Annotated in this window: 31 protein-coding genes; 13 read left to right on the plus strand and 18 right to left on the minus strand. The window is 59.4% G+C overall.

Annotated features, from left to right (window positions below):
* The first annotated feature begins 69 nt into the window (after window positions 1-69).
* Together PMI36_RS18910 and PMI36_RS18905 are read left to right on the plus strand one after the other, a co-directional pair.
* The gene (locus PMI36_RS18910) at window positions 70-2175 is read left to right on the plus strand and encodes a TonB-dependent siderophore receptor (RefSeq protein WP_008070567.1); all 2106 of its coding nucleotides are present in this window, start codon (window positions 70-72) and stop codon (window positions 2173-2175) included.
* Window positions 2176-2188: 13 nt separating this feature from the next.
* Window positions 2189-2908, plus strand: a complete 720-nt coding sequence (locus PMI36_RS18905; protein WP_008070569.1) for a DUF4198 domain-containing protein — start codon at window positions 2189-2191, stop codon at window positions 2906-2908.
* A 176-nt stretch (window positions 2909-3084) separates the two neighbouring features.
* Here the strand turns inward: PMI36_RS18905 and hisC are convergent, their stop codons facing one another.
* The 10 genes from hisC to PMI36_RS18855 all read right to left on the minus strand — a co-directional run bounded on the left by hisC (window position 3085) and on the right by PMI36_RS18855 (window position 11039).
* Complete coding sequence (gene hisC, locus PMI36_RS18900) at window positions 3085-4137, minus strand: histidinol-phosphate transaminase (protein WP_008070571.1); 1053 nt, start codon at window positions 4135-4137, stop codon at window positions 3085-3087.
* A gap of 2 nt (window positions 4138-4139) precedes the next feature.
* Window positions 4140-5465: a histidinol dehydrogenase gene (gene hisD, locus PMI36_RS18895; RefSeq protein ID WP_008070573.1), complete on the minus strand. Its 1326-nt coding sequence runs from the start codon at window positions 5463-5465 to the stop codon at window positions 4140-4142.
* A 126-nt stretch (window positions 5466-5591) separates the two neighbouring features.
* Complete coding sequence (gene hisG, locus PMI36_RS18890; RefSeq protein ID WP_007901570.1) at window positions 5592-6227, minus strand: ATP phosphoribosyltransferase; 636 nt, start codon at window positions 6225-6227, stop codon at window positions 5592-5594.
* Window positions 6228-6355: 128 nt separating this feature from the next.
* Entirely contained in the window at window positions 6356-7621 is a 1266-nt protein-coding gene (gene murA, locus PMI36_RS18885) for a UDP-N-acetylglucosamine 1-carboxyvinyltransferase (RefSeq protein ID WP_008070575.1), read from the minus strand.
* A 22-nt stretch (window positions 7622-7643) separates the two neighbouring features.
* Window positions 7644-7883 (minus strand): BolA family protein, encoded by a 240-nt coding sequence (locus tag PMI36_RS18880; protein ID WP_008070578.1) that lies wholly within the window; start codon window positions 7881-7883, stop codon window positions 7644-7646.
* A gap of 115 nt (window positions 7884-7998) precedes the next feature.
* Window positions 7999-8304 carry an STAS domain-containing protein gene (locus PMI36_RS18875; RefSeq protein ID WP_008070580.1) on the minus strand — a complete coding sequence of 102 codons (306 nt, stop codon included), beginning with the start codon at window positions 8302-8304 and terminating at the stop codon, window positions 7999-8001.
* On the minus strand, window positions 8301-8954 hold the full coding sequence (locus PMI36_RS18870) for an MlaC/ttg2D family ABC transporter substrate-binding protein (RefSeq protein ID WP_008070582.1): 654 nt from the start codon (window positions 8952-8954) through the stop codon (window positions 8301-8303). Before PMI36_RS18870 ends, PMI36_RS18875 begins: the two co-directional genes overlap by 4 nt.
* An 11-nt stretch (window positions 8955-8965) precedes the next feature.
* A complete protein-coding gene (gene mlaD, locus PMI36_RS18865; protein WP_008070583.1) occupies window positions 8966-9433 on the minus strand; it encodes an outer membrane lipid asymmetry maintenance protein MlaD in 468 nt (155 codons plus the stop codon).
* Complete coding sequence (mlaE, locus tag PMI36_RS18860; RefSeq protein ID WP_008070585.1) at window positions 9433-10230, minus strand: lipid asymmetry maintenance ABC transporter permease subunit MlaE; 798 nt, start codon at window positions 10228-10230, stop codon at window positions 9433-9435. Before mlaE ends, mlaD begins: the two co-directional genes overlap by 1 nt.
* Window positions 10230-11039, minus strand: coding sequence for an ATP-binding cassette domain-containing protein (locus PMI36_RS18855; RefSeq protein WP_008070586.1), 810 nt, complete (start codon window positions 11037-11039; stop codon window positions 10230-10232). The genes mlaE and PMI36_RS18855 overlap by 1 nt, the downstream gene beginning before the upstream one ends.
* 277 nt (window positions 11040-11316) lie before the next feature.
* On the opposite strand from PMI36_RS18855, the gene PMI36_RS18850 reads away from it, so the two are divergent.
* The 10 genes from PMI36_RS18850 to PMI36_RS18805 all read left to right on the plus strand — a co-directional run bounded on the left by PMI36_RS18850 (window position 11317) and on the right by PMI36_RS18805 (window position 18347).
* Window positions 11317-12291: a KpsF/GutQ family sugar-phosphate isomerase gene (locus tag PMI36_RS18850; protein ID WP_032830275.1), complete on the plus strand. Its 975-nt coding sequence runs from the start codon at window positions 11317-11319 to the stop codon at window positions 12289-12291.
* Window positions 12291-12815 carry a KdsC family phosphatase gene (locus PMI36_RS18845; protein ID WP_008070590.1) on the plus strand — a complete coding sequence of 175 codons (525 nt, stop codon included), beginning with the start codon at window positions 12291-12293 and terminating at the stop codon, window positions 12813-12815. The genes PMI36_RS18850 and PMI36_RS18845 overlap by 1 nt, the downstream gene beginning before the upstream one ends.
* A 7-nt stretch (window positions 12816-12822) precedes the next feature.
* On the plus strand, window positions 12823-13395 hold the full coding sequence (gene lptC, locus PMI36_RS18840; protein WP_008070592.1) for an LPS export ABC transporter periplasmic protein LptC: 573 nt from the start codon (window positions 12823-12825) through the stop codon (window positions 13393-13395).
* Window positions 13382-13930 (plus strand): lipopolysaccharide transport periplasmic protein LptA, encoded by a 549-nt coding sequence (gene lptA / locus PMI36_RS18835; RefSeq protein WP_008070594.1) that lies wholly within the window; start codon window positions 13382-13384, stop codon window positions 13928-13930. The genes lptC and lptA overlap by 14 nt, the downstream gene beginning before the upstream one ends.
* A complete protein-coding gene (gene lptB / locus PMI36_RS18830) occupies window positions 13930-14655 on the plus strand; it encodes an LPS export ABC transporter ATP-binding protein (RefSeq protein WP_008070596.1) in 726 nt (241 codons plus the stop codon). The genes lptA and lptB overlap by 1 nt, the downstream gene beginning before the upstream one ends.
* 185 nt (window positions 14656-14840) lie before the next feature.
* Window positions 14841-16334: an RNA polymerase factor sigma-54 gene (locus PMI36_RS18825; RefSeq protein ID WP_032830276.1), complete on the plus strand. Its 1494-nt coding sequence runs from the start codon at window positions 14841-14843 to the stop codon at window positions 16332-16334.
* Window positions 16335-16413: 79 nt separating this feature from the next.
* Window positions 16414-16722, plus strand: a complete 309-nt coding sequence (gene hpf, locus PMI36_RS18820) for a ribosome hibernation-promoting factor, HPF/YfiA family (protein WP_003178005.1) — start codon at window positions 16414-16416, stop codon at window positions 16720-16722.
* A 12-nt stretch (window positions 16723-16734) separates the two neighbouring features.
* Window positions 16735-17199 (plus strand): PTS IIA-like nitrogen regulatory protein PtsN, encoded by a 465-nt coding sequence (gene ptsN, locus PMI36_RS18815; RefSeq protein ID WP_008070599.1) that lies wholly within the window; start codon window positions 16735-16737, stop codon window positions 17197-17199.
* 2 nt (window positions 17200-17201) lie between these two features.
* The gene (gene rapZ / locus PMI36_RS18810; protein ID WP_008008622.1) at window positions 17202-18059 is read left to right on the plus strand and encodes an RNase adapter RapZ; all 858 of its coding nucleotides are present in this window, start codon (window positions 17202-17204) and stop codon (window positions 18057-18059) included.
* A gap of 15 nt (window positions 18060-18074) precedes the next feature.
* Window positions 18075-18347, plus strand: a complete 273-nt coding sequence (locus PMI36_RS18805) for an HPr family phosphocarrier protein (protein WP_008070614.1) — start codon at window positions 18075-18077, stop codon at window positions 18345-18347.
* A 105-nt stretch (window positions 18348-18452) separates the two neighbouring features.
* Here PMI36_RS18805 and PMI36_RS18800 read toward each other — a convergent pair whose 3' ends face one another.
* The 6 genes from PMI36_RS18800 to pmbA all read right to left on the minus strand — a co-directional run bounded on the left by PMI36_RS18800 (window position 18453) and on the right by pmbA (window position 23813).
* Complete coding sequence (locus PMI36_RS18800; RefSeq protein ID WP_008070617.1) at window positions 18453-19346, minus strand: ZIP family metal transporter; 894 nt, start codon at window positions 19344-19346, stop codon at window positions 18453-18455.
* 30 nt (window positions 19347-19376) lie between these two features.
* Window positions 19377-19988: a superoxide dismutase gene (locus PMI36_RS18795; RefSeq protein ID WP_008070618.1), complete on the minus strand. Its 612-nt coding sequence runs from the start codon at window positions 19986-19988 to the stop codon at window positions 19377-19379.
* A gap of 1 nt (window position 19989) precedes the next feature.
* The gene (locus tag PMI36_RS18790) at window positions 19990-20430 is read right to left on the minus strand and encodes a hypothetical protein (RefSeq protein WP_008070619.1); all 441 of its coding nucleotides are present in this window, start codon (window positions 20428-20430) and stop codon (window positions 19990-19992) included.
* 27 nt (window positions 20431-20457) lie between these two features.
* Entirely contained in the window at window positions 20458-21834 is a 1377-nt protein-coding gene (locus PMI36_RS18785; protein ID WP_008070621.1) for a class II fumarate hydratase, read from the minus strand.
* Entirely contained in the window at window positions 21827-22222 is a 396-nt protein-coding gene (locus tag PMI36_RS18780) for a hypothetical protein (protein ID WP_008070623.1), read from the minus strand. Before PMI36_RS18780 ends, PMI36_RS18785 begins: the two co-directional genes overlap by 8 nt.
* 244 nt (window positions 22223-22466) lie before the next feature.
* Window positions 22467-23813 carry a metalloprotease PmbA gene (gene pmbA / locus PMI36_RS18775; protein WP_008070625.1) on the minus strand — a complete coding sequence of 449 codons (1347 nt, stop codon included), beginning with the start codon at window positions 23811-23813 and terminating at the stop codon, window positions 22467-22469.
* 108 nt (window positions 23814-23921) lie between these two features.
* Between pmbA and yjgA the strand changes: the two genes are divergently transcribed.
* Window positions 23922-24446 carry a ribosome biogenesis factor YjgA gene (yjgA, locus tag PMI36_RS18770; protein WP_007901505.1) on the plus strand — a complete coding sequence of 175 codons (525 nt, stop codon included), beginning with the start codon at window positions 23922-23924 and terminating at the stop codon, window positions 24444-24446.
* A 48-nt stretch (window positions 24447-24494) separates the two neighbouring features.
* Here the strand turns inward: yjgA and tldD are convergent, their stop codons facing one another.
* Both tldD and PMI36_RS18760 read right to left on the minus strand, forming a co-directional pair.
* Window positions 24495-25937, minus strand: coding sequence for a metalloprotease TldD (tldD, locus tag PMI36_RS18765; protein WP_008070627.1), 1443 nt, complete (start codon window positions 25935-25937; stop codon window positions 24495-24497).
* Window positions 25938-25949: 12 nt separating this feature from the next.
* Complete coding sequence (locus PMI36_RS18760; RefSeq protein ID WP_008070629.1) at window positions 25950-26804, minus strand: carbon-nitrogen hydrolase family protein; 855 nt, start codon at window positions 26802-26804, stop codon at window positions 25950-25952.
* Window positions 26805-26911 lie beyond the last annotated feature (107 nt).

Below are 26911 nucleotides of genomic sequence, written 5' to 3' on the forward strand. Positions count from 1 at the left end.
TCCGTTAACAGCAGACATTCTCATTAGGCATGTTATATTGTTTCAATATTACTATTGGAACAACATAACATGTCGTCTCGAACAATGGCTTCCCTCGCAGGCCTGGCCCTCGGTTTGCTGGGGGATCCGGTCTTCGCCGAAGAATCGCAAACCGTTGAACTGGACGCCATCAGCGTCACCTCCGACTACGAATCCCCCACCGGCCCGGTCAAGGGTTACCGCGCCACGCGCTCCTCCAGCGCAACCAAAACCGACACCGCCCTTCGTGATATTGCGCAATCGATCAGTGTGATTCCCGTCAGTGTGCTCAAGGACCTGGGCAGCACCAGCGTCGAACGCGCGCTGGAATTTGCCGGCGGGGTATCGAAACAGAACAACTTCGGCGGCCTGACGCTTTACGAATACAGCGTGCGCGGCTTCACCACTTCGGAGTTCTACAAGGACGGTTTCAGCGCCAACCGCGGCTATCCAAGCACGCCGGACGTAGCCAACATCGAACGCATCGAAGTGCTCAAAGGCCCGGCCGCCAGCCTCTATGGTCGTGGCGATCCGGGTGGCACGGTGAACATCGTCACCAAGAAACCCCAGCCTGAAGCCTTCACCACACTGCAAACCAGCGCCGGCAGCTGGGATCGCTATCGCACCGCCGTGGACGTCAATACGCCGCTGGATGATGAGGGCAACGTTCTGTCCCGGGTGAACCTGGCTGTCGAGGACAACCACAGCTTCCGCGATCACGTCGACAATCAGCGTGTGTTTGTTGCGCCCTCCTTCAGCTGGCAACTGAACCCGGACACCAGCCTGTTGGTGGAGAGCGAATTCGTCCGTCACAGCTCGACCTTCGATCGCGGTATCGTCGCGCCAAACAATAAATGGAGCGGTGTCTCCCGTTCGACCTTCCTTGGCGAACCCAACGATGGTGACATCGACAACCACAACAATCTGCTGCAAGCCGCCCTCGAACATCAGCTCAACGACCGCTGGAAACTGCGCCTCGCCAGCCATTACAAAGAAGGCAAACTCTGGGGCTTCGCCTCCGAAAGTCGTCCCTTGAACGCCGACGGCCACACCATCGACCGTCGCTATCGCGAGCGCGATACCAACTGGCATGACAGCATCACTCAGCTCGAACTGCGTGGTTTGTTCGACATCGGCAGCTGGCAACACGAACTGCTGATCGGCAGCGAATACGAGAATTTCCGCAAGAACGAACGGGTCACGACCATTGCCGGCGGCCCGTACGCCATCGATATCTATCGACCGATCTACGGCCAGCCGAAACCCAATGGCGCACGCTCCGGGACCGACTTCTTCGAGCACGTCGAAAGCCAGGCGCTGAACCTTCAGGACCAGATCGTCTTCACCGACAAACTGCGCGGCATGCTCGGTGCGCGCTTCGAACATTTCGAACAAAGCATCTACGATCACAGCCGCAACGCCACCAGCCGCCAGCGCCACGATGCCCTGACCCAGCGGGCCGGCCTGCTCTACCAGATGACGCCCGAAGTGGGCTTGTTCGCCAACGTCTCCACCTCATTCAAACCGAACAATGGGCTGGACGCCGCCGGCAAATCCTTCGACCCGGAAGAAGGCGTCGGTTATGAAGTCGGGATCAAGAGCGAGCTATTCGACGATCGCCTGAGCACCACCCTCGCCGCCTTCCATATCGAAAAGGAAAACGTCCTGGCGCTCGATCCGAGCACCGACTCCAGCCGCGCCATGGGCAAGGCCCGCAGCCAGGGAGTGGACCTGCAAGTCACCGGGCAAGTGACCGATGCCGTGCGAGTAATCGGTGCTTTCGCGTACATCGACGCCGAAGTCACCCAAGGCGACAAGGTCATTCCAACCGGCAGCCGAATTCTTGGCGTGGCCAAACGCAGCGGCAGTCTGTTGGGCGTTTATGAATTCCAGGACGGCTATTTGCGCGGTTCGGACGTTGGCGCAGCGTTCACCTATGTCGGCGATCGCTCGGGTGAAGCCGGCAGCGATTTCGAACTTCCGGCCTACCACACCGTCGACCTGCTGGCCCATTACAAGGCCAGCGAAAACGTCACCGTGGGCCTGAACCTGAACAATCTTTTCGACGAGAAATACTTCGAGCGCTCCTACAGCAACTACTGGGTCAACCCCGGTGAGCCGCGCAATTTCACCGTCAGCCTGACACTCAACCTGTAAAAGGACGTCCACCATGCAACACCTAAAATCCCTGGCGCTACTCAGTCTGTTGTGTGCCGGCCAAGTCTCGGCCCACGGTCTCTGGACCGAAGAACGTCGCGGCAACATCGAAGTCATCTACGGCCACGGTGCCGAAGACAACGCCTTCAAGGCACAGAAAATCAGCGGCGCGTGGGCCTATGACGTCGCCGGAAAAATGATCCCGGTGAACGTGCAACGGCTGGCCGACCACGCCCGCCTGCAGCCGTTGAAACCACCGGCGGTGATGGCCGTGGCGCTGAACAATGGCATGTGGTCGCAGACGGCGGATAAGAAATGGATCAACGAAGGACGCAGCAAAGTGCCGGGGGCTATTGAGTCGACCCAGACCTTCAAGTACAGCCTGGCGATCTACCAGCCGGGGGCGAAGCTGCCAAAGCTCGATCAGATGAAACTGTTGATTCTGCCGGAGGTTGATCCGCTTACCGTGGGGCCGGGCAAGTCGTTGCCGGTTCGAGTGCTGTTGGACGGTAAGCCGGCGGCGGGCGTGAAGTTGGTGGGCGACTATCGCAGCGCGCCGGATACGTTAAGCACCGAGACCGATGCAGAGGGTCGGGCGCAAGTATTGGTGCGTAATGAAGGGTTGAATGTGATTGCGGCGCAGATGGAGATTCCGCTGAAGGACAACCCGGATGTCGCGACGCGCGGGCTGTTCACGTCGCTGACCTTCCTGGGCGAAGCGCATCACGAGTAACCCAAAAAACCTTGTGGGAGCGTGGCTTTCCCGCGATGGGGACACCGCGGTGCAATAGGTAGTCCGCGTTATCGTTCTTCGCGAGCAAGCCCGCTCCCACACTTGATCTTCTGTGAACACACCATTGGTGAGCAATGGAGATCCAGTGTGGGAGCGGGCTTGCTCGCGAAAGCGATCTAAAGGTCGCCGAGGCCGTCGATCAGCGCCTGATTCTGCTCCGGCGCGCCGATGGAAATCCGCAGGAACTGGGCAATCCGCTCTTGCTTGAAGTGCCGAACGATCACGCCCTGTTCGCGCAACTTCGCCGCCAGCCCTGCCGCATCGTGCTTCGGGTGACGGGCGAAAATGAAGTTCGCCGCCGACGGCAACACCTCAAACCCCTTTGCCTCCAGCTGCGCGACCACCTTTTCGCGACTCTCGATGACCAACCGGCAGGTCTTGTCAAAATACTCGCGATCCTCGAACGCCGCTGCCGCACCCACAATCGCCAGGCGATCCAGCGGGTAGGAGTTGAAGCTGTTCTTGATCCGCTCCAGCGCCTCGATCAAGTCCGGATGCCCCACCGCCAGACCAACCCGCAGGCCCGCCAGTGAACGGGACTTGGACAGGGTCTGAGTCACCAGCAGGTTCGGATAACGGTCCACCAGCGTGATCGCCGTTTCACCACCGAAATCAATGTAAGCCTCATCCACCACGACCACCGAATCCGGACTGGCCTTGAGGATTTGCTCAACCGCGTCCAGCGCCAGCAGGCAACCGGTCGGTGCGTTCGGGTTCGGGAAAATGATCCCGCCGTTCGGCTTGGCGTAGTCCGCCGGGTTGATCTGGAATTGCTCATCCAGCGGCACCGCGTCGAATGCGATGCCGTACAACCCGCAGTAAACCGGGTAGAAGCTGTAGCTGATGTCCGGGAATAGCAGCGGCTGATCGTGTTGCAGCAAACCGTGGAAAATGTGCGCCAGGACTTCATCGGAACCGTTGCCGAGGAACACCTGATTGCCCTGCACGCCGTAGTACTTGGCAACAGCCTGCTTGAGCAGGTCGCTGTTCGGGTCCGGGTACAGACGCAGGTTATCGTTCAGTTCGGTCTGCATTGCGGCCAAAGCTTTGGGCGATGGACCGTACGGGTTTTCGTTGGTATTGAGCTTCACCAGTTTTGCCAGCTTCGGCTGCTCGCCCGGCACGTAAGGCACCAGGCTCTTGACGAAGGGACTCCAGAATTTACTCATGTTCAGTTGCCCTTCTTATCGTCAACGATACGGTATTCGGCGCTGCGGGCGTGGGCGGTCAGCGACTCGCCACGGGCCAGCACGGAAGCGGTTTTGCCCAGTTCGGAGGCACCCTGCTCGGAGCAGAAGATGATCGACGAACGTTTCTGGAAGTCGTAAACACCCAGTGGCGAAGAGAAGCGCGCGGTGCCGGACGTTGGCAGCACGTGGTTCGGGCCAGCGCAGTAGTCGCCCAGCGCTTCGGAGGTGTGGCGGCCCATGAAGATCGCGCCGGCGTGGCGGATCTGCGGCAACCAGGCCTGTGGATCGGCAACCGACAACTCCAGGTGTTCCGGCGCGATACGGTTGGCAACTTCAATCGCTTGTTCCATGTCGCGAACCTTGATCAGCGCTCCGCGACCATTGATCGAGGTTTCGATGATCTCGGCGCGCTCCATGGTCGGCAGCAATTTGGCGATGCTGGCGGCGACCTTGTCGAGGAACTCGGCGTCCGGGCTGACCAGAATCGCCTGGGCGTCTTCGTCGTGCTCGGCCTGGGAGAACAGGTCCATGGCAATCCAGTCCGGATCGGTCTGACCGTCACACACCACGAGGATCTCGGAGGGGCCGGCGATCATGTCGATGCCGACCTGACCGAACACGTGGCGCTTGGCGGTGGCGACATAGATGTTGCCAGGGCCGACCACTTTGTCGACCTTCGGCACGCTTTCGGTGCCGTAAGCCAGCGCCGCAACAGCCTGGGCACCGCCGATGGTGAACACCCGGTCGACGCCCGCGATACAGGCCGCGGCCAGCACCAGTTCGTTGACTTCACCGCGCGGAGTCGGCACGACCATGACCACTTCGGTCACACCTGCCACCTTGGCCGGAATCGCGTTCATAAGCACCGATGACGGGTACGACGCCTTGCCGCCCGGCACATACAGACCGGCGCGATCCAGCGGCGTGACTTTCTGGCCCAGCACAGTGCCGTCAGCTTCGGTGTAGCTCCAGGAATCCTGCTTCTGTTTTTCGTGGTAGCTGCGCACGCGAGTCGCGGCTTTTTCCAGGGCTTCACGCTGAGGCGCGGTGATGCGGGTCAGGGCCAGTTCCAGGCGTTCACGCGGCAGGATCAAATCTGCCATGGAGGCGACTTGCAGGCCGTCGAACTTCTGGGTGAATTCCACCAGCGCCGCGTCGCCGCGTTCGCGCACTGCCCTGATGATGTCCAGCACTCGCTGATTGACCGAGTCGTCAGACACACTTTCCCAGCTCAGCAGATGATCCAGATGATGTGCGAAATCCGGGTCAGCAGCGTTGAGTCGGCGAATTGCAGTCGGTGCGGTCATAGCGAGAGCCTCATAGGAATGGCAAAAACTCAGGCGCCCTAACTTAGCAGTCGTTTCCGCTTGGGCACCTGAGAATTCTGGCTATGAGGCGGATAGACGGGCGCGACTCAAGGTCGCGCGGGTGAATCAGCCGCGGTGTCGAGACTCCACTGCCTTGCGCAGGGTGTCGATCAACGCCTGGATTCGGGCGTGCTGCATTTTCATCGAAGCTTTGTTGACGATCAGCCGGGAGCTGATGTCGGCAATGAAATCCTGGGGCTCCAGGCCATTGGCACGCAGAGTGTTACCGGTGTCGACCACGTCGATGATCTTGTCCGCCAGACCGATCAGCGGCGCCAGCTCCATCGAGCCGTAGAGCTTGATGATGTCGACCTGACGGCCTTGCTCGGCATAGTAACGCTTGGCGACGTTGACGAATTTGGTCGCCACCCGCAGACGCCCCTTGGGCTCGACATCGCCGACACGGCCGGCGGTCATCAGCTTGCAGAGGGCAATTCGCAGATCCAGAGGTTCGTACAGACCCTGGCCGCCATACTCCATCAGCACGTCTTTACCGGCGACGCCCAGGTCGGCGGCACCATGCTCGACGTAGGTCGGCACATCGGTGGCGCGCACGATCAGCAGGCGCACATCGGCCTGGGTCGTGGGGATGATCAGCTTGCGGCTCTTGTCCGGATTCTCGGTCGGCACGATACCCGCTTCAGCCAGAAGCGGCAGGGTGTCGTCAAGGATGCGGCCCTTGGACAGTGCGATGGTCAACATGGGAAACGTCAGTCCTTATCAAGGTACTCATGCCCGGTCGCAAACGGCGCCGGACATACATCGAGGCCGTTACCAGCCCCGACTTGAACAAAATCAACGGGCGCGTCCTTGCGCCCATGCAGCAGAAACTAGCCCGGTACGCGGCGGATCTTCGCGCCGAGCATCTGCAGTTTCTCTTCGATGCACTCGTAACCACGGTCGATGTGGTAGATGCGGTCGATCAGGGTATCGCCTTCGGCGATCAGCGCCGAGATCACCAGGCTGGCCGAAGCACGCAGGTCGGTGGCCATTACTGGCGCGCCCTTGAGCTTCTCGATACCGGTGACGATGGCGGTGTTGCCTTCGACCTGGATGTGAGCGCCCATGCGGTGCAGTTCGTAAACGTGCATGAAGCGGTTTTCGAAGATCGTCTCGATCACCGCACCAGTGCCTTCGGCAATGGCGTTGAGGGAGATGAACTGCGCCTGCATGTCGGTCGGGAACGCCGGGTATGGAGCGGTCCGCACGTTGACGGCTTTCGGCCGCTTGCCGTGCATGTTCAGCTCGATCCAGTCTTCGCCGCAGGTGATTTCAGCACCCGATTCGCGAAGTTTTTCCAGAACGGCTTCGAGGATGGTCGGATCAGTGTCCTTGACCTTCACACGACCGCCGGTCACCGCCGCCGCCACCAGGTAGGTGCCGGTTTCGATACGGTCAGGCATCACTTTGTAAGTGGTGGTGTGCAGACGCTCGACGCCATCGATGGTGATGGTGTCAGTACCGGCACCGGAAACCTTCGCGCCCATGGCGTTCAGGAAGTTCGCCAGGTCGACGACTTCAGGCTCGCGAGCGGCGTTCGCCAGCACGCTGCGGCCCTTGGCCAGAGCGGCTGCCATCATGATGTTCTCGGTACCGGTCACGCTGACGGTATCGAAGAAGAAGTGCGCGCCGCGCAGGCCGCCTTCAGGAGCCTTGGCCTTGATGTAGCCACCTTCGACGTCGATGACCGCGCCCATGGCTTCGAGGCCACGAATGTGCAGGTCAACCGGGCGCGAACCAATGGCGCAACCGCCAGGCAGTGCGACTTCGGCTTCACCGAAACGTGCAACCATCGGGCCCAGCACCAGGATCGAGGCACGCATGGTTTTCACCAGTTCGTACGGCGCGATCAGGGTCTTGATGGTGCGCGGGTCGATTTCGACGCTGAGCTTCTCGTCGATCACCGGCTCGATGCCCATGCGACCGAACAGCTCGATCATCGTGGTGATGTCGTGCAGGTGCGGCAGGTTGGCAACGGTCACCGGGCCATCGCACAGCAGGGTGGCAGCCAGGATCGGCAGGGCAGAGTTCTTTGCCCCGGAGATGCGGATTTCGCCATCAAGACGAGCACCGCCAGTAATAATCAATTTATCCATAAGAATCTCGACGCCCTTGGGCTCAGGTGCGCTCGGCCCAGGCCGCGCTGCTGAAAAATTTCATAGTGACCGCATGGATGCTGCCATCGGCGATCCACGGGTTCAAATGGGCATAGATGCTTTGCTGACGCTTGACCGGGCTCAGTGCCGCCAGTTCATCGCTAATCACGTTCAGCTGAAAGTTGCAGCCTTCGCCTTCAACTTCTACCTGAATTCCTGGCAGCTTTCCTTCAAGGAAGCTCTTCACTTCTACGGCCTGCATGCTCAACCTCAATCGGCGCCCTGTGCGCGCGGGTCGGACATCATACAAAAAAGCCCCGCGCCTGCGAACCCCGCATTCACAGGACTCTGACGGGGGGCTTCTTTATAGATGCGGTTCAGGGGTGCGCCAACAGCTCGGTCAATTCGCTGACCTGAGCGATTTCACGCATATCGTCGGGCATCGCGCGAATGCTCAGGGCCTTGCCGGCCGCCTGGGCATCGCGCATGAAGCACAGCAACAGCGACAAGCCAACGCTGCTGGACTTCTCCACCGCTGAGCAATCAACCACCAGCGCAGCCGCGTTACTGGACTTGATCAGCGCCTGCCCCTGCTTGCGCAGGTTCGGGCCTGTCCGGTAATCCAGCACGCCACTGAGCAGCAGTTCGCCGGATTCGCTCATGCGAATGGCCGACTCACTCATTGGGTTTGCTTCTCGGTAGATTGTTCGGTGGCTTCCTTGGCTTTGGCGACTTCCCCGGCCCAACCGTTGATGGTCTTGTCCAGGTCGTTGCCATTGCGCTGCATCGCATCAGCAAACTGATCGCGGAACAGCTTGCCAATGTTGATGCCGTTGATGATCACGTTGCGCAGCTTCCACTCGCCGTTGATCTTCTCGAGTGTATAAGACACAGGATAGATCGCGCCGCTGCTACTCTTGACCGTCATGCCAACGCTGGTACGGTCGCCTGACTCATCCTTGGCAGGATCGACGACGATGCCCTGGTTGTCGTACTCAAGCAAAGCATTGCCATAGAACTGGAACAGGCCTTTTTTGAAGTTCTCGACAAACTTCTGCATCTGCTCGGGCGTGGCCTTGCGTGAATACTTGACCGTCATGATGCTCTTGGAAATGCCTTCGGCATCCACCACAGGCCCGACGATGGCATTCAGCGCCGTATAAAAGTCCTGCGGGTCCTGCTTGTACTTTTCTTTGTTGGCAGCAAGATCCGCCAACAACCGGGTGGTGGTGTCCTGTACCAGATCGTGCGCGGAAGGCGCCGCCACGGCGTTAGCCATCATCGGCAAAGCCGCGAGTATTACCAACAGGCCACGTCGCAAGATAGAGATCATTCAAAAGCTCCTCATTTGGCGTCTTTGCTAACGGTATTGAGCAGGAATTTACCGATCAGGTCCTCGAGCACCAGCGACGACTGCGTGTCGTGGATGGTTCCCCCTTCCTTGAGCAGGGTTTCTTCCCCGCCCACGCTGATACCGATGTATTTCTCACCCAACAGGCCAGCGGTCAGGATAGATGCAGTGGAGTCGGTCGGCAGATTATCTACGCGCTTTTCCAGTTGCATGGTCACCCGACCGGTGAAGCTGTCGCGATCCAGATCGATTGCGGTGACTTTGCCGATGGTGACACCGGCCATGGTCACTTTAGCTCTGACCGTCAAACCGGCGATATTGTCGAAATACGCATAAAGTTTATAAGTATCGGTGCTCGCCGTCGGAGCCAGGCCACTGACCCGCAGCGCAAGCAACAGCAAAGCCAGGATGCCAGCCAGCAAGAAAAGGCCGACACCGATTTCCAGGGTGCGGTTTTGCATCAGAAATCTCCAAACATCAAGGCGGTCAAGATAAAGTCCAGGCCAAGTACAGCCAAAGAGGCATACACCACGGTCTTGGTAGTGGCACGACTGATCCCCTCGGAAGTGGGCTCGCAGTCATAGCCTTGGAATACGGCGATCCAGGTCACGACGAAGGCAAAAACGATGCTTTTGATAATACCGTTGAGCACATCGTCGACAAACGTCACGCTGTTCTGCATGTTCGACCAGTAGGAGCCTTCATAGACACCCAGCCAGTCGACGGCCACCCACGAACCGCCCCAGATACCCACCACGCTGAAAATCGTCGTCAGTACCGGCAAGGAAATGAAACCGGCCCACAGGCGCGGGGCAATGATGTACTTGAGCGGGTCGACCCCGATCATTTCCAGGCTGGACAATTGCTCGGTGGACTTCATGTTGCCGATTTCGGCGGTCAGCGCCGACCCTGCGCGCCCGGCGAACAGCAAGGCCGTGACCACCGGCCCCAGTTCACGCAGCAGCGTCAACGCGACCATCTGCCCGACGGCCTGTTCCGAACCGTAGCTGGACAGAATATTGAACCCCTGCAGGGCCAGCACCATGCCGATGAACACCCCGGAGACCACGATGATCACCAGGGACATCACGCCCACCGAATGCAGTTGCTTGACCAGCAAGCCGAAACCGCCGCCGATGCCGCCACGACCGAGCAAGGCATGGAACAGGAACAACGCCGAACGCCCGAACACCGCCATCACATCGATGCCGGCATGACCGAAACGGCGCACCCTTTCTATTAGTGTGATCTTGCGCATCAACGCTTCCCCAGAAGATCTGCGCGGTAATCCGGCGCTGGAAAGTGGTATGCGACCGGGCCGTCGGGTTCGCCAGTCAAGAATTGACGAATACGTGGCTCATCCGATTTCATCAGATCCTTGGGAGTGCCTTGCCCCAACACTTGCCCGTCGCCCACCACGATGAGGTGGTCGGCGATGCTCGCGGTCTCGGCCAGGTCGTGGGAAACCACAATGCTGGTGATGTTCAGCGCATCGTTGAGCAAGCGGATCAAGCGCACCAGCACGCCCATGGCGATCGGGTCCTGGCCGACGAAAGGCTCGTCGTACATCAGGATTCGCGGATCGAGAGCAATTGCCCGGGCCAGCGCGACGCGACGTTTCATGCCGCCAGACAATTCGTCAGGCATCAGGTCGATGGCGCCACGCAAGCCAACAGCCTGCAATTTGAGCAGGACAATGTCGCGGATCATTTCTTCCGGCAGCGCTGTATGAACACGTAGCGGAAAAGCGACGTTCTCGAACACATCAAGGTCGGTAAACAACGCACCGCTCTGAAACAGCACACCCATGTGCTTGCGCGCATCGAACAGATCGTTGCGCGACAGTGTTGGCAGGTTCTGGCCATTGACCCAGACTTCGCCGCTGGTGGGGCGCAACTGTGCGCCGATCAGCCGCAACAGCGTGGTCTTGCCACACCCGGAAGGTCCCATGATGCCGGTAACCTTGCCGCGCGGGATGCGGATATCGATGTTATTGAAAATGCTGCGCGTACCGCGCTTGAAGGTCAGTCCCTTCAGCTCGACCGCGTAGGCGTTATCGGCACTCATCTAAACTCCTTGCGATGCAGCCTCTCACTCGGACGCCTGGCTTTCTGGCGAAAGCACATACCTCCCCGGGCAGGCCGAACTGGCGGCGAACTATATCACTGCAAAGCTCAAGCGCCCAAGGCCCAAGCCGGGCATGTTCAGCAACATGACCGCCCGAAATCATCCATTTAGAGAGGATTCGGTAACAAGGAATGACAAACCGCGACGAACTAGCGTGAGGGTTTTGATCATTACCGTTATAATCGCCGCCTTTTCATCAGGCTATTTGATTTCCGACATGAACCAATCCAGCGACCTGATTCAATCCGCACAACGTACCATCCGTTTGGAACTGGAAGCCGTACAAGGCTTGCTACCCCATATCAATGCGGATTTCGTACGTGCGTGCGAGATGATTCTGGCCAGCAAAGGCCGCGTAGTCGTGGTCGGCATGGGCAAATCGGGGCACATCGGCAACAAGATTGCCGCCACCCTGGCCAGCACCGGCACCACAGCGTTCTTCGTGCATCCGGCCGAGGCCAGCCATGGCGATATGGGCATGATCACCCGTGATGACATCATTCTGGCGCTGTCGAACTCCGGCTCCACCAACGAGATCGTCACCTTGCTGCCGCTGATCAAACGCCAGGGCATTCAAATGATCAGCCTGACCGGCAACCCCGAGTCGCCGCTGGCCAAGGCGGCGGAAGTCAACCTCAATGTAAGCGTCGAACACGAAGCCTGCCCGCTGAATCTGGCACCCACCTCGTCGACCACCGCGGCACTGGTCATGGGTGATGCTCTCGCCGTTGCCTTGCTTGAAGCTCGCGGCTTTACCGCCGAAGACTTCGCCTTTTCCCACCCGGGCGGCGCCCTTGGCCGCCGCTTGTTGCTGAAAGTGGAAAACGTCATGCATGCCGGCACCGAATTGCCGCAAGTGATGTGCGGTACGCTGCTCAAGGATGCCTTGATGGAAATGACCCGTAAGGGATTGGGCATGACCGTTGTACTGAGTACGGATGGAAAACTCGCCGGGATCTTCACCGACGGCGACCTGCGCCGCACGCTGGACCGCACCATCGATATCCACAGCACCACCATTGATGAAGTGATGACCGCCCACGGCAAGACCGCCCGCGCCGAGATGCTCGCCGCCGAGGCCCTGAAAATCATGGAAGACCACAAGATCAACGCACTGGTAGTGGTCGACAGCGAAGACCGTCCGGTCGGCGCCTTGAACATGCACGATTTGCTGCGTGCGGGAGTAATGTAATGAGCACGGACCTGCTGCAACGCGGCAAACAGATCAAACTGGCGGTGTTCGACGTCGATGGTGTGCTGACCGACGGGCGCCTGTACTTCCTCGAAGACGGTAGCGAATTCAAGACGTTCAACACCCTCGACGGCCAGGGCATCAAGATGTTGATGGCCGCGGGCGTGCAGACCGCTATCATCAGTGGCCGCAAGACCCCGGTGGTTGAACGGCGCGCGAAGAACCTCGGCATTCCGCACCTTTATCAGGGTCGCGAAGACAAACTGGTGGTGCTCGACGAACTTCTTGGCCAGCTCAACCTGAGCTATGAACAAGTGGCCTACCTGGGCGACGACCTGCCGGACCTGCCGGTGATTCGCCGCGTAGGCCTTGGCATGGCAGTGGCCAACGCCGCCAGTTTCGTGCGCGAACACGCCCACGGCATCACCCAGGCCCGCGGTGGCGAGGGGGCCGCTCGCGAATTCTGCGAATTGATCCTGCGCGCCCAAGGCCGCCTCGATGCGGCCAACGCCGCATACCTGTGAGCCCATCATGCTGAGCAAGAAAATTCGTAACATCCTGGTGTTCGGTTGCATCGCCGCGATTTTTGCAGCGGTCGGCTACTGGAACATCAGCCCGGAGCGTTTCCTCGACAAGCCGGTGGTGAAGGTCGATGAAACCGCGATCGACTATTACGCCATCAACGCCCACAGCGTGCAGTACCTGCCCGACGGCAAACTGCAATACGAGATGACGTCGGACAAGGTCGAACACGTGAAAGCGAGCGAGGTGACGTTGCTGACCAATCCGGACCTGAACATGTTCCGTGGCACCGAATTCCCCTGGCACGTCCAGAGCGAGCGCGGCGAAGTCAACCCGGACGGCACTCAGGTCGAGCTGATTGACTCGGTACGTATCACGCGTTTCGACGAAAAAAACCGTAAAACCCTGATTACCACCACCCGTATGACAGTGTTCCCGCAGCAGCAATATGCGCAGACCGATCAACCCGTTAGAATCGACGGCGCCGGCGGTGTATCGACAGGCAACGGAATGAAAGCGTACTTGAAAGAAAGCAGGATACACCTGCTATCGAACGTAAGAGGACAGTATGAGGCTCGTTAAAACTCTCCCTATTTTGCTCAGTCTGGGCGCAGCACTGGGAAGCGTGAGCGCCTGGGCTCTGCCGAACGATCAAGAGCAGCCTATCCGCATTCAGGCCGACGATGCCCAACTGGACGACAAGAACGGCGTTGCCACCTATAAGGGCGATGTGATCATCACCCAAGGCTCGATGAAGGTCACCGGCAATACCGTGACCATCACCCGCACCCCGGCCGGCGACATCGACGTGGTGACTTCGGTGGGCAACCTCGCCTACTTCGAGCAAATGCAAACGGCGGGCGATACCAAGCCGGTCCAGGGCTACGGCGTAACTATCCAGTATCACGCCTCGCAAAACCGCGTAGTGCTGATCGATCGCGCCAAGGTCATCGATAAGGACAACAACGTCACCCAAGGCGAGAAAATCGTCTACGACACGGTCAAAAAGCTTGCGAGCGCCGGTCGCGCCACGGGTAACAAGGTCACCGAGGCACGCCCTCGCATCGACATGGTGATCCAGCCGAAGAAGAAAACCGACGAGCAAAAGGCCCAGTAATGGCAACTCTGAAAGCTCAGCATCTGGCCAAGAGCTACAAGAGCCGTCAGGTCGTGCGCGACGTCAGCCTGTCCATCGACAGCGGTCAGATCGTCGGCCTGCTTGGCCCTAACGGCGCCGGTAAAACCACCTGTTTCTATATGATTGTCGGCCTGGTACAGGCCGATCAAGGCCGCGTACTGATCGACGACCTGGACGTCAGCCACCAGCCGATGCACGGTCGTGCGAAGGCGGGCATCGGCTATCTTCCGCAAGAAGCGTCGATCTTCCGCAAACTGTCGGTGGCCGACAACATCATGGCCATCCTCGAGACCCGCAAGGAGCTCGATCAGGCCGGTCGTCGCCAAGAGCTGGAAAGCCTGCTGCAGGAATTTCACATCCATCACATCCGCGACAATCTCGGCATGAGCCTGTCCGGTGGTGAACGCCGCCGTGTGGAAATCGCCCGGGCACTGGCTACCAACCCGAAGTTCATCCTCCTCGACGAACCCTTCGCCGGCGTGGACCCGATTTCGGTGGGCGACATCAAGCAGATCATCCATCACCTCAAGGCTAAAGGCATTGGCGTGCTGATCACGGACCACAACGTTCGTGAGACCCTGGATATCTGCGAAACCGCCTACATCGTCAACGATGGCCAACTGATTGCTGAAGGTGACTCCGCCACCATCCTCGCCAATGAACTGGTCAAGGAAGTGTATCTGGGCCACGAGTTCCGCCTGTAAGCACCTGAGGTGCCCGGGTCGTCGAAGGGGCGCTCGTTTCAATAAAAAATCAATAACTTTTTATTGTTACAGCGCTCTAGGCAAACACTTCAGTTTCGGGCATATAATTTGCTTATGTTTGGCGCTTCGGCGCCCTGTAGTGGATGGCGCATGTGCGCCGGCGAATAAGGTGTTAAGCCCCTGCCATGAAACCATCGCTAGTCTTGAGAATGGGCCAGCAGCTGACGATGACACCGCAGCTGCAACAGGCCATCCGCCTGCTCCAATTGTCGACCCTGGACCTGCAACAGGAAATCCAGGAGGCTCTGGAGTCCAATCCGATGCTCGAACGCCAGGAAGAAGGCGACGACTTCGATAACGCCGACCCCTTGGCCGATAGCGCCGAACAGAAACCCAACGCCGACATTCAGGAACCCTCCTACCAGGAAACCGCCCCGACGGTGGACAACCTTGAGGAAGGCGACTGGAACGAGCGCATCCCCAACGAATTGCCCGTCGACACAGCCTGGGAGGATGTCTACCAGACCAGCGCCAGCAGCCTGCCTAGCAACGATGACGACGAGTGGGATTTCACCACCCGCACATCGGTCGGTGAAAGCCTGCAAAGCCATTTGCTCTGGCAACTGAACCTGGCACCGATGTCCGACACCGATCGCCTGATCGCCGTGACCCTGATCGACTGCATCAACAATCAGGGCTACCTGGACGAAACTCTCGAGGAAATCCTCGAAGCGTTCGACCCGGAGCTGGACATCGAACTGGACGAAATCGAAGCCGTCCTGCACCGCATCCAGCAATTCGAACCCGCTGGCATCGGCGCCCGCAACCTCGGTGAATGCCTGCTACTGCAACTGCGCCAGTTGTCCGCCAAGACCCCTTGGCTGGCCGAAGCCAAGCGCCTGGTCACCGATTACATCGACCTGCTCGGCAGCCGCGATTACAGCCAGCTGATGCGCCGCATGAAGCTCAAGGAAGATGAGCTGCGCCAGGTCATCGAATTGGTCCAGAGCCTCAACCCACGCCCGGGTTCACAAATCGAGTCCACCGAAGCCGAATACGTCGTTCCCGACGTGATCGTGCGCAAGGACAACGAGCGCTGGCTGGTGGAGCTGAACCAGGAATCGGTGCCACGCCTGCGGGTCAATGCCCAATATGCCGGTTTCGTGCGCCGCGCCGATACCAGCGCTGACAACACGTTCATGCGTAACCAGCTGCAGGAGGCTCGCTGGTTCATCAAGAGCCTGCAAAGCCGCAATGAAACCCTGATGAAAGTCGCCACCCAGATCGTCGAGCATCAACGCGGCTTTCTCGAATACGGTGACGAAGCCATGAAGCCGTTGGTGCTGCATGACATTGCCGAAGCAGTCGGCATGCATGAATCGACGATTTCACGGGTAACCACGCAAAAATTCATGCATACCCCACGGGGCATCTATGAACTGAAATACTTTTTTTCCAGCCACGTCAGTACCTCTGAAGGCGGTGAATGCTCGTCCACGGCGATCCGCGCGATCATCAAAAAACTGGTTGCCGCGGAAAATCAGAAAAAGCCGTTGAGTGACAGCAAGATCGCTGGTTTACTGGAGGCACAAGGCATTCAGGTAGCCCGTCGCACCGTCGCCAAGTACCGCGAATCCCTGGGGATCGCGCCTTCCAGCGAACGGAAGCGGTTGATGTAGCCGCCGGGCTCGCCACAGCGTTCCAGTGGCAGGCATTTCTGCCTGCCGCTTTATGCACTGGCAACGAAGGAGAAGCTGTATGCAAGTCAACATCAGTGGACACCAACTGGAAGTGACCGAACCCCTGCGCACCTACATCGGCGAAAAACTCGACCGATTAGAGAGGCATTTCGACAAGATCACCAATGTGCAAGTCACGATGAACGTCGAAAAACTGCTGCAGAAGATCGAAGCCACGCTGCATATTCCCGGCGGAGAAGTGGTCGCCAATGCCGAGCATACGGACATGTATGCCGCCATCGACCTGCTGACCGACAAGCTGGATCGCCAACTTAAAAAGCATAAGGAAAAGACCCAGAGCCTCCTCCAGGGCGCGACCGGTCGTTAACACCCCCAATCCATGATCCGACTAGAAACCATCCTGACCCCCGGCCGTTCCCAAGTGAACGCGCCGGGTGGCAGTAAAAAGAAAGCCCTCGAGCAAATTGCCAACCTTATCCACCGCGAAGTACCGGATCTGGAAATGCAGGACGTCTTCGAGGCCCTTATTGCCCGTGAGAAACTCGGTTCTACCGGTTTCGGCAACGGCATCGCCATCCCCCACTGCCGGCTCAAAGGCTGCACCTCGCCAATCAGTGCGCTGCTGCACCTGGAAGCCCCTATCGATTTCGATGCCATCGACGGTGCCCCGGTTGACCTGCTGTTTGTGCTGCTGGTCCCGGAAGCCGCCACCGATGCGCACCTGGAATTGCTCCGCCAGATCGCCAGCATGCTGGATCGCAAGGAAGTGCGTGAAAAACTGCGCAGCGCCCCGAGCAACCAAGCCTTGTATCAGGTTGTCCTGGACGAGCAGAACGGTCATTAATCATGCGCCTGATCATCGTCAGTGGCCGCTCCGGCTCAGGTAAAAGCACCGCCCTCGATGTTCTCGAGGACAACGGCTACTACTGCATCGACAACCTGCCTGCCGGCTTGCTGCCGGAGCTGGCCGAACGTGCGCTGATTCACACCGAACTGGCACAACCGCTGGTGGCCGTGTCCATCGATGCACGCAACTTGCCAAGCCACCTGTCACGGTTCCCCGAATTGCTGGAGGAGGTCCGCAGCCGGCATATCCAGTGCGATGTGCTGTATCTGGACGCTGACGAAGAAACCTTGCTCAAGCGCTTTTCGGAAACTCGCCGTCGTCACCCGTTGAGCAGCGCCAATCGTTCGCTGGCGGAGGCGATAGAGGACGAAACCAATCTGCTGGGGCCTATCGCCGATTTGGCCGACCTCAAAGTCAATACCACCAATCTGAACCTGTATCAGCTACGCGATACCATCAAGCTGCGCCTGCTGAATCAGCCGGAGCCCGGCACCGCGTTCCTGGTGGAATCTTTCGGGTTCAAGCGTGGCATGCCGGTGGACGCCGATCTGGTGTTCGACGTGCGCTGCCTGCCCAACCCTTACTGGAAGCCGGAGCTACGGGCACAGTCCGGGCTCGATCAACCGGTGGCCGAGTACCTGGCGGCACAGCCGGACGTCGAAGAGATGTTCCAGGACATTTCCTCATACTTGCTCAAATGGCTACCCCGCTTTGCTGCCAGCAATCGCGCCTATGTCACCATTGCCATTGGCTGCACTGGCGGGCATCACCGCTCTGTCTACCTGACCGAACGTCTGGGTCAGGTCCTGCAAAAAACCCTGAAGAACGTCCAGGTCCGCCACCGCGACCTCAGCTAAAGGATTCACATCGCGATGCCTGCTCTGGAAATCGAAATCATCAACAAGCTGGGCCTGCATGCCCGCGCGTCTGCAAAATTCGTTGGGGTAGCGGGTCAGTATCCTTGCCAGATCAGGGTTGGCCGTACACCGGAATCAATGATCGACGGCAAAAGCATCATGGCCATGATGATGCTGGCCGCTGGCAAAGGCACCACAATTCACCTGAATACCGAAGGCGAGCAGGAACAGGAAGCGCTGGATGCATTGGCGGCACTGATCAACAACTTCTTCGACGAAGGCGAATAAACAGCAAAAGATCGCAGCCTCGTTTCACTCGACAGCTCCTACGGTATGCCGATCCTTGTAGGAGCTGTCGAGTGAAACGAGGCTGCGATCTTTTGATCCTGTTTTTCAAGCCAACGCTGTATCCATCACCATCATCAGACAAAACCCGATCAGCAGCCCAAGGCTGGCCAGTTTGTCGTGACCATGGCGGCGCGATTCGGGGATGACTTCGTGAGTCACCACCAGCAGCATCGCACCGGCCGCCAGTGCCAGCCCCAAAGGCAACAACAGTTCGGCCAGGCTCACCAGCCAGGCGCACAACAGTGCGAAGACCGGCTCGACCAACCCTGATGCAGCACCGATCAGGAACGCCTTGACCCGCGACATCCCTGCTCCGGCCAACACCAACGCGATCACCAGCCCTTCCGGCACATCCTGCAAGGCGATGCCCATGGCCAGGCTGTCGGCGTCAGGCATGCCACCGCCCGCCGACACGCCAACCGCCATGCCTTCGGGGATGTTGTGGGCGATAATGGCAAACACAAACAACCAGATCCGGGGTGCAATCACCGATCGCTTCAGTGTCCCCACGAGCATTTCGGGCGTAGCGCCAGACACCCTGCGATCCACCAGAAACAACCCGAATGCGCCCAGAAGGATGCCGAAGCTGATCAGGCCGCTGGCCGCCCAAGGCGTCAGCCCGAGGCTTTCAGCCGCGGCAATGCCGGGCACGATCAGCGAAAACGCTGTCGCCGCGAGCATCACTCCGGCGCCGAAACCCAGCAGCGAATCGCTGACTGCCTGGGGTATCCGCCGAATCACCAGCACCGGCACCGCGCCCAAAGCCGTACCCAAGGCGCAAATCGCCCCGCCTTCCAGGGCGCGCTGCAGTTTCGGTTCGAGGTCCAGCCAGCTCAGCCCTTGAGCAGCCAATAACGTCATGCCCGCCAGCAGTAACAGCGATCCCAGTGCGTAACGAAACATCCGTCCACTTCCGACCGCCAGTGTTTCAGTGCCCATAGTCAGCCCTGGATTGTTTTTACAGAAGACTTAAACCAGCGCAGCCTGATAACGCGCAGCGACTTCAGGCCAATTGATCACGTTGTAGAACGCATTGATGTAATCCGGACGACGGTTCTGATAACGCAGGTAATAAGCATGTTCCCAGACGTCCAGGCCGAGAATCGGCGTATTGCCGTTCATCAACGGGCTGTCCTGGTTGCCGCTGCTTTCAACGATCAAGGTCTTTTGCGGCGTCACGCTCAACCAGGCCCAACCGCTGCCGAAACGGGTCAGCGCCGCTTTGGTGAAGGCCTCCTTGAAGCTGTCGAGACCACCCAGCTGTTCGTCGATCGCCTTGGCCAGCGTGCCTTCAGGTTGGCCTCCCCCGTTGGGTGCCATCACTTCCCAGAACAACGAATGGTTGGCATGCCCACCGCCCTGATTGATCACTGCAGCACGGAGCTTTTCCGGCAATTGCTGGACAGCCGCCACCAGTTTTTCCACCGGCCATTCAGCAAATTCAGTGCCTTCGACTGCAGCGTTGAGGTTGTTGATGTAGGTCTGGTGGTGTTTGGTGTAGTGGATTTCCATGGTTTGCGCATCGATGTGCGGTTCCAGGGCGTCATAGGCGTATGGCAAGGCAGGCAAGGTAAAAGCCATTTCAATGAACTCCATGTTGTAAGGGCGCAGGCTGATGCGAGGTCGAAGCGGTGTCGGTGCGCAGCAATCTGTGGGTGCGCGGATACTCACCGTGTTCGCTGATGAAATTCAGCAGCTCGACATAGGTTTTGCTGCTCTGGCGCAGCGCGGCTTCACGCAAAGCCGGCGCCAGTCGCGGGTCTTGCATGGTCTGTAAAAGCCGTTGATGGATCGCGCACAGGTACTCGGCGCTCTCCTCCGGCTGGTTCAGACGCAGGTGCAGGTCCGCCAGGTTATGGTGGGAAATCACGCAAGCCGCCACCGCTTCGTCGGCATCCGCCCAGCGCTCGAACAACACCTGGGCCAAGGCCAATGCCTGCAAGTAGGCCTCGCGGGCATCGATCAGCTCCCCCAGCATGAAACAGCGATTTGCTCTTTCGATCGTGCGTTTCCAGTGCTCCATGGTGAGCCTCCAAAGCGGTAGCGGTGATTACACGCCGCCTGCGGTGAGCTTCTCTGGGTTGAGCAATTCTTCCAGTTGGCTGCGCGTTAGGTCGGTGTGTTCCAGGGCGACATCGATCACCGGCCGGCCCTGCTGATAAGCCTTCTTGGCAATCTCAGCGGCTTTTTGGTAACCAATGATCGGGTTGAGTGCAGTGACCAGAATCGGATTGCGCGACAGCGCTTCCTTGAGCCGGGCCTCGTTGACCTTGAAGCTGGCAATAGCCTTGTCGCCCAGCAGTCGGCTGGCGTTGGCCAGCATCTCGATACTGCTCAGCAGGTTCTGGGCGATGATCGGCAGCATGACGTTCAACTCGAAATTGCCCGACTGACCGGCGACGGTGATCACCGTGTCGTTGCCAATCACCTGAGCGGCGACCATCGCGGTGGCTTCCGGGATCACCGGATTAACCTTGCCGGGCATGATCGACGAGCCGGGCTGCAAGGCTTCGAGTTCGATTTCACCGAGCCCGGCCAACGGGCCGGAATTCATCCAGCGCAGGTCGTTGGCGATTTTCATCAAGGAAACCGCTGTAGCCTTGAGCTGCCCTGAAACGCTGACCGCCGTGTCCTGCGAGCCGATTAGCGCAAACAGGTCCTTGCCCGGCGTGAACTGCACCTGAGTCAGCTGGCTGAGTTGCTGGCTGAAACGCGCCGCAAACTGCGGATGGGCATTGACCCCGGTACCCACCGCCGTGCCGCCCTGGGCCAGCGATTGCAGGCTTGGCAGCAGATCCTGCAGGTGACCGATATTGGCCTTGAGCTGTTGCGCCCAACCATTGAGCACCTGACTCATGCGCACAGGCATGGCGTCCATCAAATGGGTACGCCCGGTTTTGACGAACGGATGAACCTGCTCGGCCTTGTACTCGATCACCTGCACCAGATGCACCAGCGCCGGCAGCAATTGCTCATGCAAGCTCAATGCGGCGCTGACATGGATGGCAGTCGGGATGATGTCGTTGCTGCTTTGGCCGCAATTGACGTGATCGTTGGGATTCACCGGCTCGCCCAACAAGCGGCTGGCCAGGGTGGCGATCACTTCGTTGGCGTTCATGTTGGAACTTGTGCCGGAACCAGTCTGGAAGATATCCACCGGAAAGTGCTGCATGAAGTCGCCTTCGAGCAGGCCTTGAGCGGCGTCGACGATCGCCTTGCCCTGGGATTCGCTAATCTGTTTGAGCTCGACGTTGGCTCGGGCGGCAGCGGCCTTGGCCAGAATCAGCGCCCGGATGAACTGCACGGGCATCGGTTTGCCGCTGATCGGGAAGTTATCCACCGCGCGTTGGGTTTGCGCGCCGTACAAAGCATCAATCGGGACATTTAACTCGCCCATGCTGTCGCGTTCGATACGTGTGTTATTCATCAGGAGATCCTTGCACCAGTTCTATGAGAGGAATCGAAGGTTGCAACTCGCAAGTCGCCAATTGCCACGCGTAGCTTTGCCAGCGTTTGAGGCGGCATTTGCAGAGTGACTGCCGTTCGAGATCGCGCAACGGCCGCCAGGCCTGGTCGAGACACAAGCTGCGCCAGTGCCAGGGCAGCGCGACGTCGAGGGCGGTGTCGAGCAGTAAACGCAAAGAGGTTTCGGCGATGGTCCAGGGTGAGGTGGCCGTGCAACACGCCAGATACCGGCCTTCGGCCAGGTAATGTTCGATCAGGCGCGGTTCGTCAGGGTCCATGGCGCAACGGATCTGGCGACTCATCCAGCGCCAGCTTTCGAGGTAAGGCTGCTCGTGCAAGGCAGAACTCATGATCCGGGCTCATTCGGTAATGAGATTTATTATTAGATGATAATGAGAACCAAAACAAGTACAGTAAAGCACTGAGTACTTTGTGGGAGCGGGCTTGCTCGCGAAAGCGGTGTACCAGCCGACGCTGATGTCGAATGTGATGGCCTCTTCGCGAGCAAGCCCGCTCCCACAGGGATCTTTTCCAACTCATAAAAAAAGGCGCGCCACCCAACGGTGGCGCGCCTTTTTGTGAAGCGATCGGAGGTTAGCTACCCGCCACCGTCATCCGCTCGATCAACACCGACCCAGTGCGAATATTGCTGCGCAGTTCCAGGTCATTACCAACTGCGATGATCTGCTTGAACATGTCACGCATGTTGCCGGCGATAGTCACCTCCTGCACCGCGAACTGGATTTCGCCGTTCTCGACCCAGAAACCCGCCGCGCCACGGGAGTAATCGCCAGTGACCATGTTCAGGCCCTGCCCCATCAGTTCGGTGACCAGCAAGCCTCGGCCCATGCGGCGCAGCAAGGCTGCCTGATCTTCATCGCCGTGGGTGACGAACAGGTTGTGCACGCCGCCGGCATTGGCGGTGCTCGGCATGCCGAGCTTACGACCGGAGTAGGTGCCGAGTATGTAGGACACCAACTCGCCCTTCTCCACGAACGGCTTGGCGTAGGTCGCCAGGCCATCGCCGTCGAAGGCCGAACTGCCCAAGGCGCGCATCAAATGCGGACGCTCATCGATGGTCAGCCATTCCGGGAAAAGCTTCTGCCCCAAGGTACCTTCGAGGAACGAGGATTTGCGGTACAGACTGCCACCGGAAATCGCCGACAGGAAACTGCCGAACAAGCCACCGGCCAGTTCCGCGGAAAACAGCACCGGCACTTCGCAAGTCGGCACCGGACGCGCGCCCAGACGGCTCGCCGCCCGTTGCGCGGCACGTTGGCCGATGCTCTCCGGAGAGGCCAGCAAATTGCCCTGACGGTTCACGTCATACCAGTAATCGCGCTGCATCTGGCCATCGGCTTCGGCGATCATCACGCAACTGAGGCTGTGACGAGTCGACGCGTAGCCACCGATAAAACCGTGGCTGTTACCGTAAACCCGGCAGCCCTGGTGAGTGCTGAGGGTGGTGCCGTCGGCATTCTTGATCCGGCTGTCGGCGGCAAACGCCGCCGCTTCACAGGCCAGGGCCTGCTCGATGGCTTGCTCCGGGGTAATGTCCCATTGATGAAACAGGTCGAAATCCTGCAGATCCTTGGCCATCAGCGCGGCATCCGCCAGGCCCGAGGCTTCGTCTTCAGACGTGTGCTTGGCGATGGCGAGTGCCGCGGCGACGGTTTCGCGAATCGCTTCCGGGCCGCTGGCCGATGTGCTGGCAGAGCCCTTGCGCTGGCCTACGTACAAAGTGATGCCGAAGCCCTGATCGCGATTGAACTCAACGGTTTCGACTTCCCGCTGACGCACCGTGGTCGACAAGCCCTGCTCCAGCGACACGGCCACTTCACAGGCACTGGCGCCCTGGCGCTTGGCTTCAGCGATGATCTGCTCGACTTGTTCTTGCAGTGCCGGCAACGCTTGTGGGCCGACGCTTTCAACTGCACTCATGCTGTTCTCCACTCAAATTCTGCTTTCGGCTGGGGCCTTCGAGCGACCGGGCCGGACAAGCGGCCCCCGACTGGTTATCATGGCGGCGTTTCTTTGCGGACGGCCACCATGGTTGATTCTTACGACGACTCCCTCGATACGGGAGAAAAAAGCAAATCCCAGGTTAAACGCGAGCTGCATGCTCTGGTTGACCTTGGCGAGCGCCTTACAACGCTCAAGCCTGACTTGCTGGCAAAACTGCCATTGACCGACGCTATGCGCCGGGCCTTGGCCGATGCGCCCAAGCACACCGCGAATATCGCGCGTAAACGGCACCTTATGTTCATCGGCAAACTGATGCGCGATCAGGACACTGACGCCATTCTGACTCTGCTCGATCAACTGGATGCCTCCACTCGGCAGTACAACGAACGTTTCCATGGCCTGGAACGCTGGCGCGATCGCTTGATCGCGGGCGACGATGCAGTCCTGGAGAAGTTCGTGCTCGACTACCCGGAAGCTGATCGTCAGCAATTGCGCTCCCTGATCCGTCAGGCCCAGCACGAACTGGCGACCAACAAGCCACCGGCTTCGAGCCGTAAAATCTTCAAGTACATCCGTGAGCTGGACGAGACTCAACGCGGTTTGCGTTAAGGCTCGAATCGGGTGGGTTGCCTCGCAACTCACCCGAAGCTCCATCCCTTATGATCCTGTGCCACCCACAGTAATCGCATCAATTTTCAGTGTTGGCTGGCCGACACCCACCGGCACCGACTGCCCATCCTTGCCACACGTGCCCACACCGCTGTCCAGCGCCAGATCGTTACCGACCATCGACACCTTGCTCATGGCTTCCGGCCCGTTGCCGATCAACGTCGCGCCTTTGACCGGGGCAGTAATCTTGCCGTCTTCGATCAGGTACGCCTCGCTGGTGGAGAACACGAACTTGCCGCTGGTGATGTCCACCTGGCCACCGCCGAGGTTGGCGCAGTAGATGCCTTTTTTCACCGAGGCGATGATTTCCGCCGGGTCGCTTTCGCCACCGAGCATGTAAGTGTTGGTCATGCGCGGCATCGGCAGGTGCGCATAGGATTCCCGACGACCGTTGCCGGTGCGGGCCACGCCCATCAGGCGCGCATTAAGCTTGTCCTGCATATAACCTTTGAGCACGCCGTTTTCGATCAGCGTGGTGCACTCGGTCGGGGTGCCTTCGTCGTCGACGCTCAGCGAACCACGGCGCCCGGCGAGGGTGCCGTCATCGACGATGGTGCAGAGCTTCGAGGCAACCATCTCGCCCATGCGCCCGCTGTAGGCCGAACTGCCTTTACGGTTGAAGTCGCCTTCCAGGCCATGGCCGACAGCTTCGTGCAGCAACACGCCTGACCAACCGGAACCCAACACCACCGGCAACGTACCGGCCGGGGCCGGGATCGCTTCCAGATTCACCAGCGCCTGACGCAACGCTTCGCGGGCATAGCCCATGGCGCGGTCGTCGCTGAGGAAATAGCGGTAATCGGTACGACCGCCACCGCCATGACCGCCGCGTTCACGACGGCCATTCTGCTCGACGATCACGCTGACGTTGAAACGCACCAGTGGTCGCACATCCGCCGCCAGCCCGCCGTCGGTGGAAGCAATCAAAATCCGCTCCCAGACCCCGGCCATGCTCACGGTGACTTGCTGGATACGCGGGTCGAGGGCGCGAGTCGCCACATCAATACGCTTGAGCAGCTCGACTTTCTCGGCACGGGTCATCACTTCCAGCGGGTTATCCGGCCCGTACAATTGGGTGACATCCTGGGTGGTGAACGCCTGCACAGTGCCGTTCTGCCCGGCCCGGGAGATCGAACGGGCTGCACGGGCTGCCGCGCCCAGCGCTTCGAGGGTGATCGCATTGCTGTAGGCAAAACCGGTCTTCTCACCCGATTGCGCACGCACGCCGACACCCTGGTCAAGGTTGAAGCTGCCTTCCTTGACGATCCCGTCTTCCAGCGCCCAGGATTCGGAAATCTGCCCCTGGAAATACAGGTCGGCGGCATCGATGCCCGGGCCAGCCAGATCGCCGAGCACACCTTGCAGGCTCTCGATCGTTACGCCGCCGGGCGCCAGGAGGTGTTCACTGACGGAGGACAACAACTCGCTCATATGCTTTACGCCTTAAATTCGTCGTTCTGATGCAGGTCGCTGGGCGCCCTGCGAGAAAAAGCGCCGGTGAGTGGACACCGGCATCCGCGCCCTGATGGACGCCTGTTCGCTGCTGTCGCGTTGGGCCAGCAGCACGGCCTCGCCCTGATCTTGTTGTGCCAGCACACGCCCCCATGGGTCGACAATGGCGGCGTGACCAAAGGTTTCTCGTGGCCCCGGATGCGTCCCACCCTGGGCGGCCGCGAGCATGTAACACTGGGTTTCGATGGCCCGCGCGCGAATCAGCACGTCCCAATGGGCCGCGCCGGTCACCGCGGTAAAGGCCGACGGCGCGGTAATCAATTCCGCGCCGGCCGCACGCAATTCGCTGTACAGCTCCGGGAAACGCAGGTCATAACACACCGTCAGGCCGACTCGACCGACCGGAGTGTCGGCAACAACCACACCACTGCCATAAGCATAGTCATCGGATTCGCGATAACGCCCGCGATTATCCGCCACGTCTACGTCGAACAGGTGCAGCTTGTCATACCGCGCAACGGTTTCGCCGCGGTCATCCACCAGCAACGAGCATGCATGCACTTTGGCCGTCGGTTGATCCACTGGCGGCAACGGCAATGTGCCGGCCACTATCCATAACTTGAGGTCGCGGGCGGTCTGTTTCAACCACGGCAGGATCGGGCCTTCGCCCAAGGCTTCGGCGCGGCCGATGTCAGCAATGTCGCGCCGGCCCATGGCAGCGAAGTTTTCCGGCAGCACGGCAAGCCGCGCGCCACCGGTCGCCGCCTGCTCAAGCAGACGACGGGCCTGGGCCAGATTGACCAGCACGTCGCTCTGGCTGACCATTTGAATCACCGCTACAGACATGGCCTATTCCCTATGTGAAATCTACGCATACCCGTAGGAGCTGCGGAGTGAAACGAGGCTGCGATCTTTTGACCTTGATCTTTAAAGTCAAAAGATCGCAGCCTGCG

It is taken from the genome of Pseudomonas sp. GM79 (genome assembly GCF_000282495.1).
In the GTDB taxonomy this organism is placed as follows: domain Bacteria; phylum Pseudomonadota; class Gammaproteobacteria; order Pseudomonadales; family Pseudomonadaceae; genus Aquipseudomonas.